The sequence below is a fragment of the Janthinobacterium sp. CG3 genome, from assembly GCF_000344615.1.
Lineage (GTDB): Bacteria > Pseudomonadota > Gammaproteobacteria > Burkholderiales > Burkholderiaceae_D > Janthinobacterium.
In genome coordinates, this window is the sequence record NZ_KB467827.1 from 1 (window position 1) to 6,640 (window position 6,640).

Here is a 6,640-nt window from a genome sequence, read left to right on the forward strand (position 1 = left end):
GAAAGAAAAGCGGGCGGCAGAGCTAGTCATTGCCAATAAGGAGCTTGCCTTTCAAAATGAAGAGAAAGAAAAGCGGGCGGAAGAGCTTAATAACCTAGCCTTCTACGACACGCTCACTGGCCTGCCCAACCGGCGGCTTTTGCTAGATCGGCTCCGTCGCACATTCGCCTCTAGTCAGCGTAGTGGTCGGGACGGTGCGCTGATGTTCATTGATCTTGATAAGTTCAAAGATCTCAACGACACCCTCGGCCATGGCTTCGGGGACTTACTGCTACAACAGACAGCGCAACGCCTGGAGTCCTGTGTGCGCAAAACCGACACCGTGGCACGACTGGGTGGCGACGAGTTTGTGGTAGTGCTGGAATACCTGAGTCAGCAACCCATTAAAGCCGCATTACAAGCAAAAGCCGTCGGCGATAAAATTCTCGCTACGCTCAATCAGCCTTACCTCCTTGCCACGCACAAACACCACAGCACCCTCAGTATCGGTGCGACCCTTTTTAACGATAACGCCAAGTCTGTGGAAGAACTTCTGAAACGAGCCGACATGGCCATGTATCAGGCAAAAATGGCAGGCCGCAACACCCTGAGATTCTTTGACCCGGAAATGCAGGACGTCATTAACGCCCGCACCGCCATTGAGGGCGATTTACGCAAAGCACTTGAGAACAAGGAATTTGAGTTGTATTACCAAATTCAGGTGGACAGTTTGCACCGTCCGTTTGGCGCGGAGGCATTGATTCGCTGGATACATCCAGATCGCGGTTTGGTATCTCCCGCTCAATTTATTCCGCTGGCGGAAGAATCTGGTTTAATCCTTGCCATCGGGGAATGGGTTCTTGAGACGGCTTGTACCCGTCTCAAGGTATGGGAGCAAGATGCGCTAACCTGCGATCTGATTTTGGCGGTCAACATTAGTGTCGTGCAATTCCACCAAGTCGATTTCGTGGCACAAGTGCAGTCGCTCGTGCAAAGCCATGCCATCAACCCGACGCGACTCAAACTAGAAATCACCGAAAGCTTGTTGTTGAAGAACATCGAGAGCGCCATTGTAACTATGAGTGGATTGAAAGAAATCGGTGTCAGATTCGCACTGGACGACTTTGGCACTGGCTTTTCGTCTTTGCAATATCTTAAGCGTCTACCGATAAATCAGATCAAGATCGATCAGTCGTTCATACGCGATATCGCCACGGATAGCAGCGATAAAGCGATTGTGTGCGCCATTATTGCCATGGCACACAGCCTGAACATAGACGTTATTGCCGAAGGGGTGGAAACGGAAGATCAACGACAATTTCTGCTGAACAGGAGCTGCACTCACTACCAAGGGTATCTGTTTGGCAAGCCGGTACCGATTGAGCAGTTTGAGGCGTTACTGGGGCAGGGTTGACATACGTAAGCGGCAGAATGACTGGCTGGAGCAGAAGCGCTTGCTATTGCCATTGATGTTCTGCCACCCACCCACGTTAACGTAACGTATGATATAGGTATCGACTAGATTAGCGGGTTAGTAGCAAGCCATGTTTTCGCAAGCGAAAACTAGCCTCTTCCCTGCGGTCATCGCCCCCACTCGCTGCGCTCGGAGGGTTGTAAATGCAACAGCAAAAGCCAGAACCAGACGGCACCGCCGCGCCCAGGCGTGGGCGAGGTGGCCGTCCAAAAAATGAACCCGGCACCGTCCGCGATGTGACCATCGGCGTGCGTGTGTCGCGTTCCGAATTCGATGCCTTGAAGGTCAAGGCCGACGCCATGAGCGTGACGCCGGCGCATTGGTTGCGCCAGGCCGCTTTATCGCGTCGTCTCCCGGCGCCGCCAGTTCCGGCGATCAACCGTGAGGAGTACGCCGACCTGGCGCGGCTTTCAGCAAATTTAAATCAGTTAGCCAGAGCGGGAAACGAAGGCCGGAATGTCGTGATAAGCGACAGCCTTATTGAGAATCTGCGTGCGGAAGTTAATCAGTTGCGGCTTGCACTGATTGGCATGAAAGGCAGCGAATGATTGCCAAGGCGGTGAAGGGTAAAGGCTTCCGTGGTGCGTTGGAATACGACCTCACAAAGGAGCAAGGCCGCGTCATTGACAAGAACATGGCGGGTGAAAAACCGCGAGAACTTGCGGCAGAGTTCGGCGAAATTCGTAAGCTAAGACCTAACCTGGGCAAGGCCGTTTTGCACGTTTCTTTATCCGCGGCTCCAGGTGAAACGCTAACTGATGACCAGTGGCGTGAGATTGGGAAGCGATATATGGAGGGCATGGGATTGGAAAACAACCAGTTTGTGATGACCCGCCACGTTGATACTGAACACGAGCATATCCATATTTTGGCGAACCGTATTCGCCTCGATGGCGGCGTGACCAGCGACAGCCACGACTACAAGCGGCAGGAGGTCATCATGCGCGAGATGGAAAAGGATTACGGGCTGCAACGGGTGGCGTCGAGCATCGAGGCCGAGCGTAAAGCGCCCACCAAGGGCGAGATTGAGCAGCACGTACGGACTGGCGAGCCGTCCACCCGGCAGCAGTTGCAGCAGTTCTGTGATGCAGCAGCTAAGAATTGCCGAAGCTATACCGGGTATCAGGAGTGGCTGGACGCCGTGGGCGTCGAGCTGGTGCCAGTCGTCCAGTTGGAGGGTTCGAAGCTGTCCGGCCTGTCGTATCGACTGGATGGCATGACCATGAAAGGTAGCGACCTGGGCAAGGGTTACAGTCCGGCAGGGCTGGCAAAACGAGGGGTTACGTATGAGCAAGATAGAGACTTTGCGGCAGTCCGCAGCAGTATCGAACGAGACACGGTTAGAGCGTTTGGCGAGCCAGATCGAGGCCTTGAGGCAGGCCAAGCACCAGAGCGTGGAGGACTTGGCCACGACGCTGGAGCCACTGGCCCAAGCGATGGCAGCGTTGGCCGACGAGACGCGGCAGACGCTGGCCGAGATCGAGCGCAAGAGCCGGGAGCAAGGCGAGACGTTCACGCGCCAGCTAACGGAATCGGTGGAGGGCTACAAGGACGCAGCGAAAGAAGCGAACAAAGCCGCCAAGAGCTTGGACAAGGCAGGCCAGAGAATGGAGTGGACGCATTACGCCCTAGCCCTGATGACGGGGTTGTTTACAGCGGCGCTCGTGAGCGCGTTTTGGCTCTGGCTGAGACCGCCCATAATCCAGAACAGTCTGGACGCGCAAGCGGTGGCGGAATATCTGAAACCCGCCGTGATCGAAGCCTTGAAGCGCTCCAAAAACAAATAAAGGCGCTGGACGTACCGCGCTTTGAAGTTGGAATTCGGGAAGCCAAGACCGGGCAAATGATTAACCGGGAATGGAGTCGCGCAGAGGTGGAGCAGTCCACCGCATGGCTCAAACGCATGAACGCCAAGGGCAACGACGTATATATCCGCCCGGCTGGAGAGCATGGGCTGGTACTGGTTGACGACTTGACGGCGGATACAATTTCTCGCATGGCAAAGGATGGTTTTCCATCCGCTGCAACGATAGAAACCTCGCCGGGAAACTATCAGGCATGGGTCAAGCTATCGGATAAGCCTATATCCGACGAGGCGCGCACTGTAGCGGCGCGATCATTGGCAAAGCACTACGGCGGCGACCTGAACAGCGCCGACAGCAAGCATTACGGGCGGCTAGCCGGGTTCACGAACCAAAAGCCCAAACACGCCCGCGATGGGCGACAGCCGTATGTGCTTGCCCATGAATGCCCTGGCAAGGCCGCTAAAGCCGCTCCAGCGCTCTTGGAGTGCGTCGATCAGGAGCTGGACAGGGTAGGCGCTCAAAAAGAGCGTCAGAGGCGCTTAGAAGCTCTCCAGACGGCCAAGCCGGGATATGGCGAGTATGACCCCGCCAAGGAATACCAGCGTCAGGCGCAGCGCCTGATGGCGAAGTATGGCGATGGCGCGGACCTCTCACGCATGGACTGGATGATCGCGCAGGACATGGCAAAGGGTGGCCGCTTCACCGTGCAGGACATCGAGAAGGGCATCCGGGAGTGCTCTCCGAACGTGGAGAGCCGCAAGGCGGGTCACATCGAGGACTATGCCAGGCGCACGGCTGAAAAGGCGTGGAACGCCCCAGAGGTGAAGCACTACCGGCAGGAGCAAGCTCAAGAGCAGTCCCAGCAAGCGAAGCGCAACGGCCCAGACATAAGTCGATAGCGTTTCTTATTGCCGCGTGCAATACTTGTAGCGCATATTTTATTTTAGGAGACATTCATGGCCGCCGTATCACTCCGTTTGCCAGAGGACGTATCAAACCGTCTTGATAGCTTGGCTGAAATCACTGGGCGCAGCAAAACCTTTTACATGATCGAGGCCATTCGGGAGCACCTCGACGATCTCGAAGACTTGTATCTTTCCGAACAGCGGCTGATTGCCAACCGCGCAGGAAAATCTCAGTCCATCCCGCTTGAAGACGTGATGAAGCGCTATGGCTTGGAAGGTTGAGCTTGATAGCGCCGCAGAGCGCGACCTAGACAAACTCGACCCGCAGACGGCAAGACGTATTCTTACCTTCCTGCATGGCCGTATTGCCGCGCTGGACGACCCGCGCAGCATTGGCGAAGCCCTCAAAGGTTCCAAGCTGGGTGATTTCTGGAAGTACCGCATAGGGGATTACCGAATCATAGCCAGCATCGAGGACGGCGCTTTGCGCGTTCTCGTGGTGAAGATCGGCAACCGCCGCGAGGTGTACCGCTAAACCTTTTCCCAGCCGCGTAGTGGTAGGGGGCGGTGTGTCGAATTAGCATTTAGGCGGCGTAGGCAGGGGGAGCAACCCCGGCCTACGCCTAACCACAGCTTGAAATAGGGCTTCAAATCATGGCTAAATCAGATTTTAAACCGTTGAGTGACGCGCTGGCGAAGCTCAACGCCAATCGCAAGACGGTCGCCAAGAAAGAACCCGCGCGCCCACCACCGCAAATGTCCTTAGAGTTATGGCCTGACAGCGTGCGCGGCGTCCCTAACGCCGTACTGCGCGGAGCTGTGTTCAGCGTCAGCCAGATCAGGACGAGCTCCAAGAAACGTGAGCTAATCGCAAGCGTAGAGGGTCAAGAAATTCGCTTCTTGGGTGTGCGGTTCAATCAAACCGATCTCGATGTATGGGAAATGCTTTTGCATTTGGGACGACAGCAGCCGCTTGGTAATCGAGTGGAATTCAGCGCCCACTCCCTCCTGAAAGCGCTCGGCCGAGGGACCTCAGGGAAGCATCACGAAGAGCTCAAAGAGGAAATTGCCAGACTGACAAGTGGGCTCATTGAGATCACTTGGACGGCAGACAAAAGAACGTATGGCGGTTCGTTAGTAACTGATTTTTTCCGTGACGAAGCGACGCAACGCTACGTCGTTATCTTTAACCAAAAGATGCTCGGCCTCTATGAGGGAGGCTATTCCCATATCGATTGGGAGCAGCGGCAAGCTCTCGGTAAGAACAGCTTGGCCAAGTGGCTGCATGGCTTCTACGCCACCCATGCAGTCCCACATCCATATCGTGTGGAAACGATTAGAAACCTGTGTGGCAGCACGGCAGCACTACCTCAATTCCGGCAGAAGTTGAAATTGGCGCTGGCCCAACTGGAAAAAATAGGAGCCATCACAGCATGGGAAATAGGCGATGACGATCTAGTTCGAGTCTCCAAGATTCCGACATTGAGCCAGAAAAAGCACTTAGGCAGGCTGCGAAGATAGCACGTGGTTCCGGATACGTTGGCACGTGGTTCCGGATACGTTGGCACGTGGTTCCGGATACGTTGGCACGTGGTTCCGGATACGGGAAACGTCAATTTCCCCTATGAGAGCTAGGTTTGCTAATAGTTCTTTAATATTTCTTTAATCCGCGTGCGCGAAGCGCCCTGTGGATAACTCCCGACCGAGCAAAGCGAGGCCGGGGATCTGACACACCGCCCCCACCACTGTGTGGTTGGGGAAAGGTAAGGCGATACGTCAACAAGGCGGTAAGGTGCGACCGGGGGAGGATAAGGTCGTGCGCAAACGATCCTTTGTGCACGAACAACGTTTTTGATAGCTCGCCGGGCGTAAATCATTGCACAAAGCTGTTGCGATAGTCTCGGCAACCGCAACAGATTTTTGCAACAGCCAAGGGCGTCGTTCCCTTTGTCCAGTTATGGCGCAGCCTTAGCGTACTATTTTTCCCGTTTCCCCTATCGGAACACGACCTTCTGCACTTTTACTTGAATAGGTGAAAAAAATGAGCAAGGCTCGATTCAAATTACTTCCCCATCATCTCGGCAGGGCCCCTTCGGCTGCGCTCAGGAAATGGTTTGTACGTCCACTTTATTTGTCCCCAGCGGACGACTGGAACGGAGGTAAAACTATATGAAAAAGTTGTCGGAGTTAGCAGAGCTCGTCATTGCCACTAAAGAGCTTGCCTTTCAAAATGAAGAGAAAGAAAAGCGGGCAGCAGAGCTAGTCATTGCCAATAAGGAGCTTGCCTTTCAAAATGAAGAGAAAGAAAAGCGGGTAGCAGAGCTAGTCATTGCCAATAAGGAGCGCGCCTTTCAAAATAAAGAGAAGGAAAAGCGGGTAGCAGAGCTAGTCATTGCTAATAAGGAGCTCGCCTTTCAAAATGAAGAGAAAGAAAAGCGGGCGGCAGAGCTAGTCATTGCCAATAAGGAGCTCGCCTT

Annotated in this window: 8 protein-coding genes and 2 pseudogenes; all 10 read left to right on the top strand. The window is 54.5% G+C overall.

Features of this window, described 5'->3' with window-relative positions:
* The coding region (locus tag JANGC3_RS0127765; RefSeq protein WP_017879764.1) for a putative bifunctional diguanylate cyclase/phosphodiesterase at positions 1-1,393 on the top strand (1,393 nt) is incomplete at its 5' end.
* A 203-nt stretch (positions 1,394-1,596) separates the two neighbouring features.
* On the top strand, positions 1,597-2,001 hold the full coding sequence (locus JANGC3_RS32025; RefSeq protein ID WP_081612069.1) for a plasmid mobilization protein: 405 nt from the start codon (positions 1,597-1,599) through the stop codon (positions 1,999-2,001).
* Positions 1,998-2,411, top strand: a pseudogene (locus JANGC3_RS34390) (relaxase/mobilization nuclease domain-containing protein); the annotation flags it as partial. The gene JANGC3_RS32025 and the pseudogene JANGC3_RS34390, both read left to right, overlap by 4 nt.
* A 328-nt stretch (positions 2,412-2,739) precedes the next feature.
* Positions 2,740-3,240, top strand: a complete 501-nt coding sequence (locus JANGC3_RS33430) for an IncQ-type mobilization protein MobB (protein WP_026133611.1) — start codon at positions 2,740-2,742, stop codon at positions 3,238-3,240.
* 47 nt (positions 3,241-3,287) lie between these two features.
* Positions 3,288-3,632: pseudogene (locus tag JANGC3_RS34395) on the top strand (DNA-primase RepB domain-containing protein); the annotation flags it as partial.
* Between the two features lie 282 nt (positions 3,633-3,914).
* Complete coding sequence (locus tag JANGC3_RS34400; RefSeq protein WP_442905272.1) at positions 3,915-4,157, top strand: hypothetical protein; 243 nt, start codon at positions 3,915-3,917, stop codon at positions 4,155-4,157.
* Between the two features lie 57 nt (positions 4,158-4,214).
* Complete coding sequence (relB, locus tag JANGC3_RS0127785; protein WP_017879768.1) at positions 4,215-4,445, top strand: type II toxin-antitoxin system RelB family antitoxin; 231 nt, start codon at positions 4,215-4,217, stop codon at positions 4,443-4,445.
* Positions 4,429-4,698, top strand: coding sequence for a type II toxin-antitoxin system RelE family toxin (locus JANGC3_RS0127790; RefSeq protein WP_017879769.1), 270 nt, complete (start codon positions 4,429-4,431; stop codon positions 4,696-4,698). The genes relB and JANGC3_RS0127790 overlap by 17 nt, the downstream gene beginning before the upstream one ends.
* Positions 4,699-4,817: 119 nt before the next feature.
* Entirely contained in the window at positions 4,818-5,684 is an 867-nt protein-coding gene (gene trfA, locus JANGC3_RS32035; protein WP_081612071.1) for a plasmid replication initiator TrfA, read from the top strand.
* Between the two features lie 648 nt (positions 5,685-6,332).
* Positions 6,333-6,640 (top strand): hypothetical protein (locus tag JANGC3_RS0127805; protein ID WP_026133612.1); only part of this gene is annotated, 308 nt, incomplete at its 3' end.